The organism is Tenacibaculum aquimarinum, from assembly GCF_022478115.1.
In the GTDB taxonomy this organism is placed as follows: Bacteria; Bacteroidota; Bacteroidia; order Flavobacteriales; family Flavobacteriaceae; genus Polaribacter; species Polaribacter aquimarinum_A.
This window is the reverse complement of sequence record NZ_JAKGSC010000002.1, coordinates 55,684-77,045: the sequence shown is the minus strand read 5'-3', so window position 1 is coordinate 77,045 and position 21,362 is coordinate 55,684. Positions and strand designations below refer to the sequence as shown.

Genomic DNA, 21,362 nt, shown 5'->3' with positions numbered 1-21,362 from the left:
ACCTACTTGGGTAGCCTTTGTTTTTAAAAGGCATTATTATGAAAAAAATTACTTTTTTATTCATTTTACTTATAACTTCATTAAGCTTTAGTCAGGTTACAATAACACCTAGCGCTTTCGACATAAATGAATCAATTACAATTAGTCTTGATGCTAATAGTACTGCTTCAGATTGTAATGGTTTTAGCAATCCTTCTAAAATTTATATACATTCCGGTGTTGGAAGTGATTCTAATGCATTTGATATTAGTGTTACTGGTAATTGGGGGCAAGACGATGGTGTTGGAGAAATGACGTTAAATACTGCAAACAATCGTTGGGAAATAACATTTACCCCAAAAACATATTATAACTTAAATGACACACAGGCAACAAATGTAACTAGACTAGGAATGGTTTTTAGAAATGCTGACGGAAGCCAAGAATTGAAAGATAATGGTTGTGCAGACTTCATTTTTAATGTTGGTACTTTTCAACTAACTTTAAATTCACCATCTACAGAAACTACAATCTTAAACTCAGGAGAAAGTATTTCAATAAATGCAACTACTTCTTTAACTGCAAATTTCACTTTAAAAGCTAATGGTGCTATTATTAACCAAGATAATAATACAACAACATACACCTTTACTCCTACTGTAACTGAAAACACTAACTATGTTTTAGAAGCAACAAATAATGGTGAAACAAAAAACACAACGTTTCAAGCAATTGTTAGACCAATGGTTACTGAAGTTGCTGTTCCTTCTGGCATGAAAGATGGAATTAACTTAAATACGGCAGACAATACAAAAACTACATTAGTGTTTTATGCACCTGGCAAAGATTTTATACATTTAATTGGTAGTTTTAATAATTGGCAAATAGATGATGCATATTTACTTAAAAAAGATCCATCAGATGATCGTTTTTGGATTGAACTTACTGGATTAACTCCACAAACTGATTATTCTTATCAATATATAATTAATGCAGAATTAAGAGTTGCAGACCCATACTCTACTGTTGTTTTAACAGAATCTAACGATCAATACATTAACGCAACTACGTATCCAAATTTACCAAGTTATCCAACAGGTCAAACAAACCATGCAGTAACTTTATTAAGAACTGGAGATGATGAATATGTTTGGCAAAACAATACGTTTACTAAACCAGAAAAAACAGATTTAGTTATTTATGAACTTTTAATTAGAGATTTTGATGAATTACATTCTTACGACGCAGTTAAAGCAAGGTTAGATTATTTAGAAGAATTAGGAATTAATGCAATAGAATTAATGCCAGTAATGGAATTTGATGGCAATGAATCTTGGGGATATAATCCTTCGTTTCACATGGCGCTAGATAAATACTATGGTAATACTACTTCTTTTAAACAATTTATAGACGAATGTCATACTAGAGGAATTGCAGTAATTATTGATGTTGCTTTTAATCACGCAAGTGGACAAAACCCATACTACAGAATGTATAATACAGACAATGGTGGTTATGGTGGACAAGCTAGTTCAGACAGCCCTTTCTTTAACCCTGTTGCAAGACATTCATACAGTGTTTTTAACGATTTTAATCACTCTAAGCAAGCTGTTAGAGATTATGTAAATAGAGTTTCTCAATACTGGATAGATGAATATAAAATTGATGGTTTTAGATGGGATTTAACAAAAGGATTTACACAAAACTGTACAGGTAGTGAAGTCTGTACAAATGCCTATCAACAAGATAGAGTTGATGTTTTAAAAGGTTATGCTGATAAACAATGGGAAATAGACCCTAACTTCTACATTATTTTCGAACATTTAGGTACAAATGCAGAAGAAACAGAATGGGTAAATTATAGATTAAATGAAGGTAAAGGAATTATGGTTTGGAGTAACCATAATCACCAATATAACCAAGCAACAATGGGCTTTGGTAGTGATGCAGATTTTTCTTGGATTTCTTACAAAAATAGAGGTTGGTCTGTTCCTGCAAACGTAAGTTATATGGAAAGCCATGATGAAGAACGCCTAATGTATAAAAACTTACAGTTTGGTAATTCTAACGGAAGCTATAGTATTAAAGACTTAAATACAGCTTTAGCAAGAGAAGAATTAGCTGGCGCTTTTTATTTTACAGTTCCTGGACCAAAAATGATTTGGCAATTTGGTGAACTTGGATATGACATCTCTATAAATCAAAATGGAAGAACAGGTAACAAACCAATTTTATGGAACTATTTAGACAATGAAAATCGAAAGAAAATAAAAGAAACTTGGTCTAAATTAATTGAGTTAAAATTAAATTACGATATTTTTAAAACAACTGATTTTACTTTAGATGTAGGTAATGCAAATGGATTAAATACAATTCATTTAACAGACGAAACAGCAGATCAAATAAAAAATGTAGTAATAATTGGTAACTTTGGAGTTACTACTCAAAGTATTACTCCTAATTTTCAAAAAGAAGGTACTTGGTATAATATACTAGACGATAACGCAAGTATTACGATTACAGATACTTCAACATCAATTTCTTTAGCTCCAGGTGAGTTTAAATTATATGCAGATACACCAGTTACACTTTCTACAGAAGATTTCTTTACTCAAACAAAAACTTTAATATATCCAAACCCAAGTAAAGGTTCATTTAGATTAAACAGAGATACTAATAATGTTATCCTATATGATACAAATGGAAGAAAAATAAAAGAATTTAAAGGTAATTTTAATTCTGAAACTATCTTTTATATTGAAAACATAGAAAAAGGTATTTATTTTGTTAAACTTAATAATAGTAGCACCGCATTGAAATTATTGAAAAAATAATTAATAGGATATACTTTAGTTTTAGAGTATTCTTAAATGTATGCTAGTATATGAAATGTATAAATTAAATAGGACTACAAAAGATATTCCTTAAAGTTCAAAAAACAAACTGTTTACATAAAAAAAACCGAAACAAATGTTTCGGTTTTTTTTGCTCTAAATTAAAATTACTACAACTTTCTTCGGTTATCTTCAGATTGTGTGTCAATTAACTTATTGTATGGATCTACTCCTACTTCAACAGGTTTTTTATCAACTATAATAGTAACCTTATTATCTATTTTAGTAATCTTATGTTTTTGTAAATACAACTCTGTTTCTTTCTTTTTACCATCAACTTCTTCTTCACCAAAAATACCAATATCTATATAATCTTCTAATTTCACAGACAATACTGGATTCTTCATTTTTTCAGTTTTATAAGAAAGTGTATCTCCAACTTGGGTTCCATAATAACGTTTTCCTTTCTCGTCATTTCTGTATTTAGAAACCTCAAAATCAATATCTACTTGATATTTTCCGTTATCTAACTCGGTAGATTTTACGTCTACTACTCTATTTCTGTATAGCGTAATTGTTTCAAACATATCTTTAATTAGATATTGTAAAGAATCTGGTGTTACCTCTTTAATATGATTTACCATATCTATTGATGTTGTATACGGTGCGTCTTGGAATTTTACTTTATTAACATACTTTTTAATAGCATTATTAAAGTTTTCTTCTCCTAAATAATCGCTCATAGCATATAAAACCATTGAACCTTTTTGGTAATGTATATAACCTTGACCGTCATTATACATTAACGCATTTTCTCGTTTTCTCTCTAAAGTTCTTTGCATTAAATAACCATCTAAAGCTTTCTTTAAAAACTTACGCATTTTACCTTTTCCGTATTCTTTTTCTAATACTTTTAAAGAAACGTATTCAGACATACTTTCCGACATCATAGTTGCTCCTAAAACGTCTGCTCCAATTACCTGATGTGCAAACCATTGATGCGCTAATTCATGCACAGTAATTGCAAATGGATAATCTACTCCACCTTCATCAGAATCATCTACGTCTGCAATAAAACCAACTGCTTCTGAAAACGGAATTGTATTTGGAAATGATTGCGCAAAACTTCCGCCAGTTCTTGGGAATTCAATAATACGAACTTGTTTATGTTGGTACGGACTAAAGTTGTTAGAACTATAATCTAAAGAAGCTTTAATTCCTTTAAACATTCTGTCTAAATTAAATTCGTGTCCTTTTTGATAGTAAATTTCCAAATTAACATCGTTCCATTTATCTTTTTTAACTTCATAACTTGCAGAATTGAATGCAAAAAAGTTTAAAATTTTACTATCCATTTTGTAATGGAAATAGCGACGACCATCTTTTGTCCATTCTTTCTGCAAATATCCAGGAGCAATTGCAATTTGGTCTTCAGACGTAGAAACAGTTGCTTCAAAATCTATCCAATCTGCATCTTTTGCTATATAAGTATTCCCTAAAGCTGTAGAATCTGATGGGTGTGGTTTTAAATCATTCTCCGGTAAATCGAATTTTTTACGTGTTTTGTTATCCGTTAGTTCTCCTGCTGAAGAATATCCTAAAGAAGGATATAATTGTGTATTATTAATAAACGTTCCGTTTCCTCTAACTGGTGAATGACTTCTTAGTAACGTATTTGGTTTGTTATGAACTGTAAACGTTAATTCTAAACTATCTCCAGGCTGTAAGGCTTTTTCTAATTGATAAATATCAAAATTTTGAACAGTATCTTCTAACACCAAATTGTTTGGTTTGTTAAATTCAAAAGTACTTGGATATCCATTATGATTTAAGAAAACACTATCAATTACTTCATTTGTTTTGTTAATCATTTTATAGGTTCCAGAAGATTTAAAATCTCTTGTCTTCGGAAAAATATTCATATCAACATTAACAGCTACAATTCTTGGTTGGGCGTAATTCTCATACTTTTTGTAATCCTTTTCCCATTTAACGCGTAATTTTTCTCCTTCTTTTGCTGAACGATTATCATTTAAGAAATTATTCTCATAATAAATTTTACCTCCAATTCCGAAGAAAATAAGACTAAGAACAGCTAAAGTTCCAATTGTTTTTACGTTTAAACGTTTCATTGCAATTTTAAATCTTTCAGCAAATGAAAATGTAATTCCACGCATCCAGAATAATCCAGCTAAAATCAATAAAATTAAACCTCCAACAAACCAATAGGTTTTGTAAATAAAGTACCTACTAAATGAAGATCCATAACCATTCATGTCTGAATATTGATAATTTGAACCTTGGTTGTATTTGAAAACTGATTGTTCTATTCCTGCAAGTGATAATAAAGGTAAACCAATTAAAAGTACCAATAATGCAAACAATCCTAAATATGGATTTTTTATTAATGTTTGTACTAACATTGCTAAAAATGCCCAAATTACAAAGTGGATAAATAGTAAAACATATACTTCATAAAAATAATGTCCTAATTCAAAATTATAATATCCTTTATAGGTTTGAAATAAGACTCCTGCAACAACAATTACCGCTAATAAAACCAATTGCATTTTTAAAAGTGCAATAAATTTTGATCCTAAAAGTGTCCAATTTTTTACTGGAGTTACATCTACCAAATGATTAGCTTTTGCTATTTCTCCTCTTCTAATTAACATACCTGCATATAAGAACGTTAACAGGTTTATAAAAAATGTAAATACGGTTCCTGGTAACAATAACATTTGCCAAGTTGTTGGGTAGGTTTTTGTTCCAAACAACTCACCTGCTGTTAAAGCAAATATTAATAACGATATTAAACCTACAATTAAAATGGCTATAAATGGCCAACTTTTAACAATGTATTTAAAATCGATATTAGACAGTTTCCACGTCGTTTTAATATCGTTCCAAAAAGAATAATCATAAGTTACCTCTGGGATTTCTACACGTGTAATTCCCCCAAAGTTTTGTTTGGTCATTCGTTCTCCTTTTGCTTTTTTAAAGCTGAATGAAAACGCATTTTGGCTGAATGAAAATAACTTATAAACGCCTGCTAAAACTAAGGAAGCAATTCCTAACCATAATAATCTGTTATAAATTACAACACCTTTAAATGGTGGCATTAATTCGTTTTGCTCTGCAACCGTCCAATAACGTGTGTAATAATTAGCGGCTTGTCCTCCAAAAGGATCAAACAAAGCCGTCCAAAAACGATTGTCTGGATTTGATAAAAAGCTTTCCGCAACAGATTGTACAAACATTAATAATACTACAGTTATAAAACCTGCAGCAATGTTTCTTGTAAATGTTACTACCCCAAAAACAATAGCTCCAAATAGTAAGACATTGGGAATTATATACACTAAATAAGAATGTGCATAGGCAGAAAAATTAAACGCAGATACAATTTCTGAATTTGTTCCTGGTAATCTAAATCCAATAAAAATTCCGATTCCTGCAACAAGTATTATAAAAAGTACCACTAAAAATGAACTTAAAAACTTTGCTGATAAATAACTGAACTTCTTAAAAGGATATGAATATAAAATGGAATGCATTTCACTTTTATAATCTCTATATACAGAAACTCCTATAATGGAAGGAAACAAAAAGAATAAGAAAATTGCCATTGCATTAAACATTCCGTTTATTGCCATTGGCGAGTTTACTATTTTTGAAGAACCTGTTGTTACAGTTAATCCGTCAAAAATACCTGCAGAACTTGCAGCTAAAAATATAGCTACCAAAAAGAAAATGGTCGTAAAAATATAAGTGGCTGGTTTTTTAAACCAGTAAGATAATTCGTGTTTAAATATTGTAGAAAACATAATAAAAAAGTTTTGGGTGTTTAGTTTTGAATGATTAGTTTTTTGAGTTTAACTTAAAACTCATAATTAAAAACTAGTAACTAATTTAAAACTGGTTCATCTTGTTTTAAAGCGATAAAATATACATCATCTAACTGTGGTGTTGCGGCAACAAAATCTGCTGCTGGTTTTTCATCTGCATACACACGCACATTTAATGTATTGTCTTGGTTGTAATTAGATGATAATAAATTATAAGTTGCTTCCACTTCATCTAAATCATCTCTTTGAACAATTTTTGTCCAAATTTTACCCTCAATTTCTTTTGTTGCTTCAATTGGTGTGGTTTTCTTTAAGATTCTTCCACCATTTAAAATTGCCATTTGGTTACATAATTCCTTTACATCTTCAACAATATGAGTAGAAAAAATTACAGTACAATTAGTACCAACTTCACGTAAAACATTTAAAAAACGATGTCTTTCTGCAGGGTCTAAACCAGCTGTTGGTTCATCTACAATTATTAATTTTGGATTGTTTAAAAGTAATTGTGCAATTCCAAAACGTTGCTTCATTCCTCCAGAATAACCTGCTACATATTTCTTTCTAACTTCATATAAGTTAGTGATTTCTAATACTTCTTTTACTAATTTTTGCCTATCTGATTTTGCTGAAACGCCTTTTAAAGTTGCAAAATAATCTAACAAATCTTCCGCAGACATTTTTGGATACACTCCAAAAGATTGTGGTAAATAGCCTAACACTTTACGTAAAGCCATTTTATCTTCAATAACATTTATATCACCAAAAGTAATTGAACCAGAATCTGGAGCTTGTAAAGTAGCAATCGTTCTCATTAAAGAAGACTTTCCTGCACCGTTTGGACCTAATAAACCAAACATTCCTGTTCCAATTTCTAGATTTAAATTATCAATAGCTTTTACACCATTTTTGTACGTTTTGGTTAAATTTTCTATAGTTAATTTCATGATAAGTATGTTTTTAAATTCGATTTGTTGATAGATAAGTGTGCAAATAACAACTTTTGTTACAGACTTTTCAAACTTTTTAATAATTTCCTTTATTTTTACATCATAACAAATACAAATTATGGCAAAAAATAAATCAATATTAAATAAGAAATCACTTACATTTTTAGAGAAATACTTAAATAATGCTGCTCCAACCGGTTACGAATGGGAAGGTCAGAAAATTTGGATGGAGTATTTAAAACCTTACGTAGATACTTTTATTACTGACACTTATGGTTCTGCTGTAGGAGTTATAAATCCTGATGCAAAATATAAAGTTGTAATTGAAGGACATGCAGATGAAATTTCTTGGTATGTTAACTATATTTCTGATAACGGATTAATCTATGTGATTAGAAATGGTGGTTCAGATCATCAAATTGCGCCGAGTAAAATTGTAAATATTCATACTAAAAACGGAATTGTAAAAGGTGTTTTTGGTTGGCCAGCAATACACACAAGAAATAGAGCAAAAGAAGAAGCGCCAAAACCAGACAATATTTTTATAGATACTGGTTGTGCTACTAAAGAAGAAGTTGAAGCTTTGGGCGTACATGTTGGTTGTGTAATTACGTATCCAGATGAATTTCATATTTTAAACGGAGATAAATTTGTTTGTCGTGCACTTGACAATAGAATGGGCGGATTTATGATTGCTGAGGTTGCTCGTTTATTAAAAGAGAACAAAAAAGAGTTGCCTTTTGGTTTATACATTACAAACTCTGTACAAGAAGAAATTGGTTTGCGTGGTGCAGAAATGATTACACATACAATTCAGCCAGATGTTGCAATTGTTACTGATGTAACGCACGATACAACAACACCAATGATTGAGGTTAAAAAAGCCGGAAAATTAGAGATTGGTAAAGGTCCTGTTGTTGCATATGCACCTGCAGTTCAACAAAAATTACGTGATTTAATTACAGAAACTGCCGAAGCTAAAAAGATACCTTTTCAGCGTTCTGCACTTTCTAGAGCAACCGGAACAGATACTGACGCTTTTGCTTACAGTAATGGTGGTGTTGCCTCTGCATTAATTTCTTTACCGCTAAGATACATGCATACAACAGTAGAAATGGTTCATAGAGATGATGTTGAAAACGTTATTAAAATGATTTACGAAACTCTTTTAAATATTAAAGACGGAGAAACGTTTTCTTACTTTGAATAATTAATATAAAAAGCGAAGTAAATTTACTTCGCTTTTTTTTTATAGCACATTTTATATGATTTTAGAAAATCAAAAACACCTTTTCAGTTTTCCTGAAGAAATTACTTACTTAAATATTGCAAGTCAATCACCAAGTTTTAAAACTGTTGAGCAAGCAGGAATTGAAGCTCTTTTAGAAAAAAGTAATCCGCATAAAATTACTGGAGATCATTATTTTGAACCTGTTAAAGAAGTAAAACAACTTTTTGCAAAATTAATTGATGTTGAGGATTATAACAGAATTGCAAACATTCCTTCTGCTTCTTATGGTTTAGCAACTGCTGCAAACAACATCACTTTAAAAAAAGGTGATGAAATTTTATTGATTGAAGAACAGTTTCCTAGTAATTACTATGTTTGGGAAAAACTAGCCAATAAATTTGATGCTACCATTAAAATAGCTTCAATGCCAATATCTAAAGAAAATAGAGGTGAAAATTGGAATGAAGTTATCTTAAATTCAATTTCTGATAAAACAGCAGTCGTAACTCTAGGAAATATTCATTGGGCAAATGGAACTTTATTTGATTTAAAATCTATCAGACAAAAAGCTACAGAAAACAATGCGTTATTAATTATTGATGGAAGTCAGTCTGTTGGTGCTTTGCCTTTTTCAGTAAAAGAAATACAACCAGACGCTTTAATTTGCGCTGGTTACAAATGGCTTTTTGGACCTTATGGTTGTGGTTATGCTTATTTTGGAAGTTATTTTGATGGAGGAAATCCGTTAGAAGAAAATTGGTCTAATCGTTTACATAGCGAAAACTTGAGTGGATTAACTTCCTATCAACCAAAACATAAACCACTAGCCAACAGGTATTCTGCTGGTGAACACGCTAGCTTTATTTACATAAAAATGCAAATTGCTGCGTTAAAACAAGTTTTAGATTGGACACCAAATGCGATTCAAAATTATTGCAAAGAAATTACTTCTGAAGTTGTAGTTATTTTAAAGGAAAATGGCTGTTATATTGAAGATTCTGATTTTAGATCACATCATTTATTTGGCGTTCAATTACCTAAAAAATTAGATGTTGAAAAACTAAAAAGCAAACTAAAAAAAGCTAATATTTTTATTTCTTTTAGAGGAAATTACATTCGTATTTCTTGTCACTTATACAATACAAAAGAAGATTTTAAGAAATTAACAGATTGTATTTTATCTTGTTTATAAATGGATGAATTATTAAATATTTTAACTCCTGAAGGGGAACCAACAGGAAAAACTGCTTTAAAATCTGAAGCCCATAAAAACGGTTGGTTTCATGCCACTGTACATGTTTGGATTTTTACTTCGGATAAAAAAATACTTCTTCAAAAAAGAGCATTGACTAAGAAAGTATTTCCTGGTTTATGGGATATTTCTGTGGCAGGACATGTTGCTGCTGGTGAAGAAATTCTAACTTCAGCTAAAAGAGAAGTCTTTGAAGAAATTGGTTTACAAATAGATGATGAAGATCTAATTAAAATTGGCACAAGAATCCATCAAATTTCTCACCCAAACGGAATTCAAGATAATGAACATCATCATGTTTTTATTACTGAATTAAAAGTTCCTATTGAGGATTTAAAAATTCAAAAAGAAGAAGTTGATGCTATTAAGTTATTTGATTTATCAACTTTAAAAAACACAAAAAACCTAGAAAACGTATTGCTTCCTAGGTTTCATGATTATTATTGTTTTATTTTTAATCAGATTATAAATAGAATTCAAAAATAAAAAACCACCCTTTCAAAAAAAAAAGAAAGAGTGGCATTCCCCCCGGAATTAACTAACTAATAATAAAATCTACTTAATTATTATTTTTTGTGAAGTAGCATAGTTTTCGCTTGTAAATCTAACAACATATATACCTGAAACAGCATTACTTACATCAATTTTATTTTCTCCTACTCTTAACTCACCTTGCTTTATAACACCTCCAATTACATTGTAAATAATATAATCAAATTTTTTATTTTGGTTAGGTAGTTTTATTGTAAATAACTTATCTGAAACTGGATTTGGGTATATAAATGGAGACATATCTGAACTGTTATTAATATCATCTATTCCTAAAGCAGTATTGGTTAAATCTATTTGCCATAAACCTCTACCATAAGTTGCAGCAACTAATTTATCTACTGTATAATTTATTTCAATATCACTTACATTAACATTTGGTAAACCTTGACCAAGTTTTTCCCAATTTGCACTTCCTACTTTTAAATAAACACCAACTTCAGTTCCAACAAAAAGTATCTCTTGTCCTTGATTTTGTTTAAGGACAATTTGTGTCATCTTTACATTAGGTAAACCTGCAGAGATATTTGTCCAGTTACCAATAGTAGCTCCACCGTTTGTTGATTTAAATACCTTAGAACCATCCACATAACCACTAACCGTAGTGTAAATGATATTATTATCATTTTGATCTAACGATACAGAATTAATTTTTGCTCCAGCAATTGGCTCAATTACATCATTCCATACACTTCCATCATTTACAGATCTTTTAGTTCCGTTTTCACCAACAACAATTAAATTATCTCCAAAAGTTTCTATGTAACTTATTTTTCCTGCTCCAGAATTAAGATTTGTCCATGAACCACCTTTATTTGTAGTTTTATACACATCTGCAAAACCTCCATATAAAGTTGTCGGTATGGTAGAATGCATTTTTAAAGTCCAAACAAATGGAGCTCCTGTTGCAGGTGTTGTTACATCTGTACCTCCGTAATTATTTGAAAAACCAGTATCCGTTCTTATTAATGAACCATTCTGACCTCCTAAATATCTAATGTTAGGGTTAGAATAATCTATTGCTGTACAAGTTCCGTCTCCAGCTAAAGCAGCAACCCATTGTAAAGAACCGTTATGCATTTCTTGACTATAGCCATCATTATCTTGATTCCCCATAATTATATGGTTTTCACTTTGAGGAGAAATAGCAACTGAGTAAAGCTGAGTTACTAAAACACCACTAGATTTATATTCGACATTTGGTTTTTCATCTGAAATATTAGCATAATTAACAAAAGTTAAACCACCATCATTTACTGTCCAAAAAGAATAACCAGCATCTAAAGGACCTATTTCATGAATATCTGCATGCCCATATGAACCTTCCGAATTATTGTCTTGCCATGAGTTATTTAAAGTAGTATACCATACTTGTCCATTATCTTCAGTGTTTATTGCATCTACACCGGCACTAATAATTAATCCATCTTTTACAACTAAAGCTTGGTTATAATCTCCTTGAGCATTATAACCTGTTGTAGAAACTCCTAAATTGGTAAGAACTGGTGAAGCTTGAGAAGGGTTGTATGTTGATATTTGTCCTGAATTATTTTGAACATAAAAAACACCGCTTGTGTCTGAAGTAGAAGCATGCCTACTTGATCCCGTTACACCTTCTGCCTTAATTTGCGTCCAAGTATTACCATTATCTTTAGAAAAAATTAATCCTCCCCAACTATCACAAGCCATTATATTTGTTCCATTTCTATGCAACTTACCAATAACTGCATCGTTATATGGATGAAAGAAAACATCACTCCAATTTAAACCTCCATCAGTAGTTTTTTTAATATTCTGATTTGTACCTACTATAACAGTATTTGCATCTATAACAATTAAATTAGATAAAATTTCTTTATCATCTAGACTGAAAGATAACCCAGTAGACTGAAAAGTTTCACCAAAATCTGTAGACTTTAAAACTCCTATAGAATTAACTTGTCCTCCATCATAATCTCCTGTAGATACATATATTACACCTGGATTATTAATATCTGAAGAACTACTTTTAATATCTGTTGTTCCTATTCCTGCTATTTCATCTAGTTTTGGAGTCCAAGTAGCACCATTATCTGTAGACTTCCATACACCTCCAACTGGAGCTGTAACAAAAAGTACATTTTGATTTTCATCTGTTTGATGTTTATATCTTAAAAAATTAGTTAGCCTACCCATTTGTGGGTTATTTGGGTAACCATTTGCTTCTGGTACACTTTGTGGCCCTATATTTACCCAATTTACCGCACTACTTCTAGCTTGATTATTGTTGTTTATTTTCTTTTTATTAATTAATTTTCCATTTACATCTAAAATTCCTGCATTGTAATATCCTAAACCAGAGCTTGGAAAACGACCTTGTGCATCAACTCTATCTTTCCAATAATAAGCCCAACGCTCAAATTGTTTTATTTTTTTAATATCTTTTTTTAAAGTACTTCTTTTAAGAGGACTTAATTCTTCACGTACTTGTTTTACAATTTCAAAGTAATTGCTTTCTTTTTTTGCGTGAGAACTTTTGTAGCTTAGTGTTTGACTAAAAGTAGTTGCTGTAATTAATAACAACGTTAAAAAGTAGTTTTTTTTCATACTAGTAGATTTTAATTTTAGAATATTTATTCAAATATCTTGAACATTCTAACACCAAATAAAAAAAGCACTACTCACTAACTACTCACATTGAAAATAAAAGACTTAAACACTGTTTTTAGTAGGTAAACCGAAAGATTTAAGGTATTCTAATAAGTTTATTTTATTTTCTTTAAGCTGAAGTTTTTTACCAATTCTGAAACGTTTGCTTTCAATTGATCTTAAAGATTTGTTTAAAAAAACTGCAATCTCTTTATTTTTAAAACCTATATGTAAATAATAACAAATTATAACTTCAGAATCATCTAATTCTGGATGTTTTTCATTTAAAGTATTAAAGAAATCGATATTTAAATCATTTACAAGTTCTAAATGATTTTTGCTTTTATCTAAAATTGTAGAGGAATTTAAATGTAGATCTTTATATAATTCTTTAATTTGATCTCTTTGTTTTGATGTGTCACTTATTATAGAAATACTTTTAATTTCTTTTTTTACATCAATAATATAATCTTCAAGCCCTTTAACCTTAACCTTTAGCTTGTCATGATTCGTTTTTAAATAGGACAACTCTTTTTTGCCTTGTGTAAAATCTTGAATTTTAATCTTTATTTTTTTATAACGTAAAAGGATAAAAACAATTAAACCTATTAAACTAAAAACTAACACCCAAAATAAAGCTTTATACTTATGTTTCGTTTTTGTTTCATTTACTAATTGTTTTTCAGAAGTTATTAAAATTTTATTTAAACCTAAACTGGCATCAACATTTTTATTTATTTCATCTAGATTAAATAAACGTAATGAATCAATATAATTAGCTTTTCTTTCTATATTCCCTATTTGGCTATAATAATCTGAATAGAGTTTAAAGTAATGTTCAGTATCTGAAACATTCATATACTTACGGAGCTCAGCAGCTTCTTTTAAATAGAATAATGATGAATCAATCTTCTGCTGCTTTAAATATACTTCTGCCATACATATATTGTTTGTAACAACATGAGATGCATGAAGTGAAGGAGAAATAGTACTGTCTTTTTTTAAAGACTTTAATTTATTAAAATATTCGTTTGCAAGATTAAAATTTTCTAAATGAGTATAGTTTGATGTAAGCATAAATAATGCATACATATAATAATATTGATCCTCTTTTATATTTTTATAGCTTTCTAAATTTTCTAATATTAGTTTATTACTTTTTGTATAATTCTTATTAGAAAACTCTACATAGGCATACATTTGATTAACTTCTGCAAGTCCGTTTATGTTATTATTTAACTTATAATATTTTTTTGCTTCTTCTAAATATTTAAAAGCTGACGAGTCTTTTTTTATAATATATGTATTAAAAAACAACTCCAAAGAAACCATTCCGGCAATGTCATTCTCTTTTTCAATTTTTGCATATTTTTGAGCTAATAAAAAATATTGAAACTCTTTTACACTTTCATTATTCTTATCACTAATTAGCCCTTTTAATTGATAATAATGAGCCAAACGACCTTCAATATTTTCTGTAATTGGCTCTGGTATTAAATTTAAAAAACTCTCCGAAATATTTGGTTTTTCATCTACATAGACTTCTGCAGAATCTATAAAACTATAATATTTTTTTTTTAGTTTATTTTGGCTAAAAGAGACAGAAATATAGACAAATAAAAAAACATTAATTATAGTTTTCAAGGGAGTAGATTTTATCGTTTAATTGTAACAAATTTAAATAGAAATAAAAATATTTTATTCTGTAATAGGTTTATTATAAAATCCATCTGCTAATTTAGCTTGACTTACTAAAGGCAAAGTAAATTCTGTAGCTGGTTTTGCAGGTTCTGTTGGTTGCCCGTCTTCACCTTTCTTATACCAAGTTATCGATTTTGGTAATAAGAATCCATTCACATCATTCCAATCATTATATCTAATAATATTAAATTTCTCTGATGGTTTCTTAGAAAAATAAGTAACAGAATAACCTAACCATTCCATTTGAAAAGTTTCTGGATTATAATACACATAATAATTATCATCCGGAGAAGTTCCTTTATCTGAAGCATAAGAAATTTTATAACCAGGATAACTTACTTCTTCAAAAGTTAAAGGTGTTGTTTCTTCATATGTTATTCCATCATCAGCTAAAACAAATGGCATTGTATAAAAATAAAAGTATAAGTTATAGTAAAAATCTTTATTTCCTTTAAATGCAGTTGAATCTTGCTGAGATAACCATATTTCTTTCCCATCGAAACCTAAAGAGTAATTTGGTGTGTTAATTACCGTTTTTCTTGAATGTAAATCAACAGTATGTGCTTCTTCTCCTTTATTAAAAGACAATACTTGTAACTTTTTCCAATTATCTAAACCTCCGTGTTTCTTTAAAACATTTGCTATGTTTTCTGGATAATTTTTATAAACATCTACTTTCTTTTCTGAAGGTTTACAAGAAATTAAGATTGTTGCAAATACTAAAACTGCTATTATTTTTTTCATTTGATAAAATTTTATTTTTGACTACGTCGTAATCTTATCGTCAAATTTACAAGAAAATATCTTTAATTAGTCTCTTTTTAACTTAATCAAATTTAACTTATCTAAAACAACCATAATACAATATGTCATGTCTACTTCATGCCATTTTACACCAAAGTTTGGACGTCCACCATATGCATGATGATTATTATGATACGCTTCTCCCATCATTAAGAAATCAAAAGGTAATAAGTTTTTTGAAGTATCACTTACTTTAAAATTTACATAACCATAAATATGCGCAAACCAATTAATAATTACTCCATGAATTGGAGCCATAAAGAAAGCAATTGGTAATAATAACCACTGCCACCAAGCTGTGGCAAAAAAAATAAAAAACACTATATATAATATTGCCCAAGTTATACGAGAAATTCTTGAACTAGCAAAAGCATCAAAACGCTGCCATTGAGGTACATTCTTTGTGAATTTCTCTTCAATTTGTACGCTTTTATTATTAATATCTTGATAAATATTTTTTGTGCGCCACATCATACTAAACAAATTACTGTCAAACTTTGGCGAATGTGGGTCTTTTTCTGTGTCTGCATATGCATGATGCATTCTGTGCATAACACCGTAACCATAAGCACTTAAATAATTAGAACCTTGCGTTAGCCATGTTAAAACAAAACATACTTTTTCTGCAAACTTAGACATCGTAAAGGTTTGATGCGCAGCATATCGATGTAAAAAAAAGGTTTGAAAAAACAGACCAGAATACCACAAAATCAATATTAAAATTACAACAGACATATTCAATTATTTAGCAGACAAATAACCGAACATAAAGTTAGATAAAAAATGAACTCAAGTTAAGAAATTCGTTTTCTAATTCTACTTAAAGCTTGTGCAGTAACTCCAATATAAGAGGCTATATATTTTAACGGAATTTCTTTAATAAGTTTAGGGCGGTCTTTAAATAAATTTAAATACCGTTCTTCTGCTGTTTCATTTAATAATGATTGTTCTCTTTTAGATTTTATTAAAAACAAACGTTCAGAGGACAATCTTCCAAGTGTGTTACCAATTTTAGTTTTTTGGTAAACTTCTTGTAAATCTAAATAGGTAATACTCCACATTGTAACTTCTGTAAGTGTTTCCAATTCATATAACGAAGGTTTTTGTGTTAAAAAAGAATCGTATGCACTTACAAACTCATTTTCAAAACAAAAGCCAAAAGTAATTTCTTTTTCTACACCCTCTTTGGTTATTAAAAAACGGACAATTCCACTAGAAATAAATGAAATATGATTTTCTATTTGACCTAAATTTAAAAGTTTTGTTCGTTTTTTTACAGTCTGTTTTTTTAATTTAGAAGTAAATAAATTCCAATCATCATCTTCAATTGTAAGTGTTTTTTCTAAATATTTTCTTATGTTTTGCATTTAATTCAAATTCAATTTTTAGCTTCTACAACAACTTTTAAATATTAAATTATTAATCTAATTTTTAGTTCCTAATAATTATAAATTTGTTGTTATTTCAGTTTTTAAAAATATACAATTATATTCGCTTAATGATAATTGAAACGCTAATTTATTACTAGTATATCATTTTCCTTTTTTTTATAAGGTAGCTGTATTAAATGCTGCTGTTGGTTTCGGTATTGGTTCTAGTTATTTAGCTTTTGCAGGTGTTTTTTTTTTTACAAATTGAACAGACATTTTTTTATTCTTTTAGTCTTTACGTTGTTATTTACTGCTATTACTATGTGGGTTTAAAAACGCATTATTTCTTCGGAAGAAAAGCTAACAAAATATGGTAATCCTAAATAAGCTTAGAATTACCATAAAATTTATCATTAGGCTAAAAGCCCTAAAAAAACTTCTTTTTTTAAACTTCTGTAATTATCTACATATTCTTTATACAAATCCCTTGTTTTTACATGTTCTTTGTAATAAAATAAATCGCAGTCTAAGTCTATACATTCAATAATATTTTCAGATATTTTTTTATATTCTAAAAATGTGTTTTTTAAACTATTTTTTTTCTTTATTACCAATAGTAAGTTATCTCTTAACTCTTTTTTCTTAAGTTTATTTGAAGCTATTTTAACAATATAATCACACTCTTCTGAAATATAGTTTATATGAGATATCCACATGTTTAGTTCTTCCAAGCTTCTTTTTTGAGTAGCTTGATTTTCAGAATCGTTATTATATATAATATTTGATTGCATAATAATTATTTTTTACTGTTGTTACTTTGTTGTACTACATCTAAAACGTTTAACTCTTGTAATCCTTTAGGGAAATCCCAAAGAATAACATCTCCTTTTGCATACCCTAAAATTGCAGCTCCCATTGGTAATAATAAAGATACCTTACTTTCTTTATGGTTATTTTCTGCAGGTAAAACAAGCTCAAAAGTTCTTTCCCATAAAGTGTTTTTTGCTTTAATAGTTACTACAGAATTTAGTTTAATAACATCTTGTGGTATTTCAGATTCTGGTAATATAATAGCGGTTTTTAATTCATCTTGTAATTTTGAAATATAGCTTTTAACTGTACTCACATTACCTTTATTATTCAAGTTTAAGAGTTTTTCAATCTTTAAATATTCATTTTCTTCAATAATTATATTTTTATATTTCATTCTATAACCATTTTATTTTAAGGAAAAACTCCTCTTTGAGTATATGTTCTTTCTAATCTTTCTATTGCTAAAACATACGCCGCAGAACGCATATTTATTTTTCTACTTTCTGCTACATTAAGTACTTTAATAAAAACTTCTCTCATTTTTTTATTTATCCTTCCCATTATTTCATTTAATTCCCAGAGCTCTCCATTTCTGTTTTGAAGCCATTCAAAATAACTCCCAATAACACCACCAGAGTTACATAAAATATCTGGGATGATTGTAATCCCTCTTTCTAGTAATATTTTTTCAGCTTCAACTGTTGTTGGCCCATTTGCACCTTCTGCTACCAAAAAAGCTTTAATTTTTGAAGCATTTTTAGTATTAATTTGATTACCTAAAGCTGCGGGAATACATATATCGCAATCTAACCCAAAGAAATCTTCCTTTTCTATGTCTTTTGAATCTGGAAAACCTACGATACTTCCATTATTATTTTTTGTATAATCTAATAAATGCTCTACGTTTAAACCCTCTTTATTAACTATTGTACCAAAGGCATCTTGTACACCAACCAGTTTTGCTTCGTCTCTTTCTAAAAAGTGCGCAGCCCAATATCCTACATTTCCAAAACCTTGAACAATAAACGTTTTGTCTTTTAATTTAATACTTTTTAGTTCAGCCCAAAATTTAATTGTTAAATAAACACCATAACCTGTTGCTCTATCTCTACCTTCTAACCCTCCAGAACCAATTGGCTTACCTGTAACAACATGCTGATTTCTAGATCTTTCAGAAGGTGCTTTTGTAGACATATACGTATCTGCAATCCAAGCCATAGTTTGAGCATCTGTATTTATATCGGGTGCAGGAATATCATGTTCTGGGCCAATATTATCTCCTAATGCATATGTAAACCTTCTAGTAATACGTTCTAATTCTGAATTAGAATACTTCTTTGGATCCATTTGGATTCCTCCTTTTGCTCCTCCATAAGGTAAACCTGCTAAAGATGTTTTCCAAGTCATCCACATTGCTAATGCTTTTACTGCATCTATATCAATTGTTGGATGATATCTTAAACCACCTTTATAGGGTCCAAGTGCATTATTATGCTGCACTCTATACCCTTTAAAAATCTCCACATCTCCATTATCCATTCTTACAGGGAAATGTATAATTAATTCGTTATTGGTTACACTTAAAATCTTTTTAATGTTAGGGTTTAGATTAACAAAATCTGAAACGTGGTTAAACTGTTCCATAACATTTTCTAACATGCCTTGTTTAAGTTGTTCCTTTTGCTTTAATTCTTTTATTAAGGTTTTCATAATTAAATAAATTCAATTTCTTTTTCACTTTTAGTGAAGTTAAGGTTTGGTAATAAATTGGTTTTTTGATTAGTATTTTTTAATCTTTCTGTTTCAAATTCACTACAAGACCAAATAGCATTTTTATTTGATGTTAAGTTGCATGAAGCTGCATAAACACAAGTGTTACATAAACTAGTAGTATTAATTTTCATAATTATCTTTTTAATTACAATTATATGTTAGCAAGCTATATACCAACTTTAACACAGGAAACATAAAACACTGTATTACAATTACTTGAATTCAATTATTTTATATTACAAAAAAAACAGCTGAGGAAATATTCCTCAACTGCTACATAATTACTCGTTTTTTAATAAACGTTATTTTAATTTCTCTCGAAGTGTTTTTCTATCAATCTGCAAAATTTCTGCAGCTTTAGTTTTGTTATTATTTGTTGCTTGAAGTACCTTTAAAATATAGTTTTTTTGAAACTCTTTTAAAGATACTAGTTTCTGAGTCTTAGAAAAATCTATCTGATATTTTACATGTTCGGGTAAATGCTCTACATCGACAAACCTATCACTCATAATAATTGCCCTTTGTATTACATTTTCTAGTTCTCTTATGTTTCCTGGCCAATTATAACTTTTAAGAATATCCATAGCTTCTGGAGTTATTTTTAAAAATCGATCTTTATATTCTATACCGTATTTAAATAAAAACTTATTTACCAATAACGGAATGTCTGAAATTCTCTCTAACAATGAAGGAACATCAATTTGCACAACTGTAAGTCTATAATATAAATCTTCTCTAAACAGTTCTTTCTTTATAAGCTCTTTTAAATCTACATTAGTTGCTGCAACTACCCTTACATCTATTTTTTCTGGCTTTTGAGAACCTATTCTAACCACTTCTTTCTCTTGTAAAACACGTAAGAGTCTTAATTGCGTGGACAAGGAAGCATTGCCAATTTCATCTAAAAAAATAGTTCCATTATTTGCTGCCTGAAAAAAACCTTTTCTATCTTTTTCAGCTCCCGTAAATGCCCCTTTTAGATAACCAAACAATTCAGATTCTAACAAGTTTTCTGGTATTGCACCACAGTTTACTACAATAAATGGTGCAGAAGAATATTTACCCATATAATGTATAGAACGAGCTACTAACTCCTTTCCTGTTCCGCTTTCTCCATTAATAAACACTGTAGCTTTATTATTTTTTAAACGTTCTACTACAGCCGTAACTTTTTTTATTGCAGGAGAAGAACCTATTAATTCGCCATAAGGTTTATTTGCTTCAACCTCCTTTATATCTGCAATTTTGTCTTCCTTAGGTTTTGATTCTAAAGATTTAAGAATAGCCGTTTTTAATTCTTCTTTTGTAAAGGGTTTTGTAATATAATCTACAGCACCAGACTTCATAACTTCTAAAGCTCCATTTATTGAAGGAAAACCTGTGACTACTAATTTTGGAATTTTAGGATAATGCTCAGATGCATATTTTATTAACTCCAAACCATCTATACCTGGCATTTGCAAATCTGTAATTAGCAAGTCTATAGAACTATCTTTTAATATTTCTAATGCTTCTTTTACCGAAATAGCTTTGTAAGTATGATAATTTAAGGATTGTAAGTGCCTCTGAATAAGTTCTAAAATATGAATATCATCATCTACAATTAATATATTTTCTTTGTTTAGCATGG

Annotated in this window: 16 protein-coding genes; 4 read left to right on the top strand and 12 right to left on the bottom strand. The window is 29.4% G+C overall.

Annotated features, from left to right (window positions below; translation table 11 throughout):
- Nucleotides 1-38: 38 nt before the first annotated feature.
- Nucleotides 39-2,813 (top strand): alpha-amylase family glycosyl hydrolase, encoded by a 2,775-nt coding sequence (locus tag L1S33_RS06330; RefSeq protein WP_240561704.1) that lies wholly within the window; start codon nucleotides 39-41, stop codon nucleotides 2,811-2,813.
- 170 nt (nucleotides 2,814-2,983) lie between these two features.
- Here L1S33_RS06330 and L1S33_RS06325 read toward each other — a convergent pair whose 3' ends face one another.
- Nucleotides 2,984-6,640: an ABC transporter permease/M1 family aminopeptidase gene (locus tag L1S33_RS06325; protein ID WP_240561703.1), complete on the bottom strand. Its 3,657-nt coding sequence runs from the start codon at nucleotides 6,638-6,640 to the stop codon at nucleotides 2,984-2,986.
- Between the two features lie 80 nt (nucleotides 6,641-6,720).
- Nucleotides 6,721-7,608, bottom strand: a complete 888-nt coding sequence (locus tag L1S33_RS06320) for an ATP-binding cassette domain-containing protein (RefSeq protein ID WP_240561702.1) — start codon at nucleotides 7,606-7,608, stop codon at nucleotides 6,721-6,723.
- A gap of 121 nt (nucleotides 7,609-7,729) precedes the next feature.
- On the opposite strand from L1S33_RS06320, the gene L1S33_RS06315 reads away from it, so the two are divergent.
- The 3 genes from L1S33_RS06315 to L1S33_RS06305 are packed head-to-tail and all read left to right on the top strand — an operon-like array spanning nucleotide 7,730 to nucleotide 10,580.
- Complete coding sequence (locus tag L1S33_RS06315; RefSeq protein ID WP_240561701.1) at nucleotides 7,730-8,821, top strand: M42 family metallopeptidase; 1,092 nt, start codon at nucleotides 7,730-7,732, stop codon at nucleotides 8,819-8,821.
- Between the two features lie 55 nt (nucleotides 8,822-8,876).
- Nucleotides 8,877-10,034: an aminotransferase class V-fold PLP-dependent enzyme gene (locus L1S33_RS06310; protein WP_240561700.1), complete on the top strand. Its 1,158-nt coding sequence runs from the start codon at nucleotides 8,877-8,879 to the stop codon at nucleotides 10,032-10,034.
- Complete coding sequence (locus L1S33_RS06305) at nucleotides 10,035-10,580, top strand: NUDIX hydrolase (protein WP_240561699.1); 546 nt, start codon at nucleotides 10,035-10,037, stop codon at nucleotides 10,578-10,580.
- A gap of 69 nt (nucleotides 10,581-10,649) precedes the next feature.
- Here L1S33_RS06305 and L1S33_RS06300 read toward each other — a convergent pair whose 3' ends face one another.
- The 10 genes from L1S33_RS06300 to L1S33_RS06255 all read right to left on the bottom strand — a co-directional run bounded on the left by L1S33_RS06300 (nucleotide 10,650) and on the right by L1S33_RS06255 (nucleotide 21,360).
- Nucleotides 10,650-13,229 carry a T9SS type A sorting domain-containing protein gene (locus L1S33_RS06300; protein WP_240561698.1) on the bottom strand — a complete coding sequence of 860 codons (2,580 nt, stop codon included), beginning with the start codon at nucleotides 13,227-13,229 and terminating at the stop codon, nucleotides 10,650-10,652.
- Between the two features lie 105 nt (nucleotides 13,230-13,334).
- Nucleotides 13,335-14,915 (bottom strand): helix-turn-helix transcriptional regulator, encoded by a 1,581-nt coding sequence (locus tag L1S33_RS06295; protein ID WP_240561697.1) that lies wholly within the window; start codon nucleotides 14,913-14,915, stop codon nucleotides 13,335-13,337.
- A gap of 54 nt (nucleotides 14,916-14,969) precedes the next feature.
- Nucleotides 14,970-15,716, bottom strand: a complete 747-nt coding sequence (locus L1S33_RS06290) for a DUF6503 family protein (RefSeq protein WP_240561696.1) — start codon at nucleotides 15,714-15,716, stop codon at nucleotides 14,970-14,972.
- A gap of 66 nt (nucleotides 15,717-15,782) precedes the next feature.
- Complete coding sequence (locus L1S33_RS06285) at nucleotides 15,783-16,511, bottom strand: acyl-CoA desaturase (protein ID WP_240561695.1); 729 nt, start codon at nucleotides 16,509-16,511, stop codon at nucleotides 15,783-15,785.
- Between the two features lie 59 nt (nucleotides 16,512-16,570).
- On the bottom strand, nucleotides 16,571-17,143 hold the full coding sequence (locus tag L1S33_RS06280) for a Crp/Fnr family transcriptional regulator (RefSeq protein WP_240561694.1): 573 nt from the start codon (nucleotides 17,141-17,143) through the stop codon (nucleotides 16,571-16,573).
- A gap of 416 nt (nucleotides 17,144-17,559) precedes the next feature.
- Entirely contained in the window at nucleotides 17,560-17,937 is a 378-nt protein-coding gene (locus L1S33_RS06275) for a hypothetical protein (RefSeq protein ID WP_240561693.1), read from the bottom strand.
- A 5-nt stretch (nucleotides 17,938-17,942) separates the two neighbouring features.
- Nucleotides 17,943-18,353, bottom strand: coding sequence for a GreA/GreB family elongation factor (locus tag L1S33_RS06270; RefSeq protein ID WP_240561692.1), 411 nt, complete (start codon nucleotides 18,351-18,353; stop codon nucleotides 17,943-17,945).
- Nucleotides 18,354-18,370: 17 nt separating this feature from the next.
- The gene (locus L1S33_RS06265) at nucleotides 18,371-19,669 is read right to left on the bottom strand and encodes a Glu/Leu/Phe/Val family dehydrogenase (RefSeq protein ID WP_240552164.1); all 1,299 of its coding nucleotides are present in this window, start codon (nucleotides 19,667-19,669) and stop codon (nucleotides 18,371-18,373) included.
- A 2-nt stretch (nucleotides 19,670-19,671) separates the two neighbouring features.
- Nucleotides 19,672-19,863, bottom strand: coding sequence for a hypothetical protein (locus L1S33_RS06260; RefSeq protein ID WP_240561691.1), 192 nt, complete (start codon nucleotides 19,861-19,863; stop codon nucleotides 19,672-19,674).
- A 171-nt stretch (nucleotides 19,864-20,034) separates the two neighbouring features.
- The gene (locus L1S33_RS06255; protein ID WP_240561690.1) at nucleotides 20,035-21,360 is read right to left on the bottom strand and encodes a sigma-54-dependent transcriptional regulator; all 1,326 of its coding nucleotides are present in this window, start codon (nucleotides 21,358-21,360) and stop codon (nucleotides 20,035-20,037) included.
- Nucleotides 21,361-21,362 lie beyond the last annotated feature (2 nt).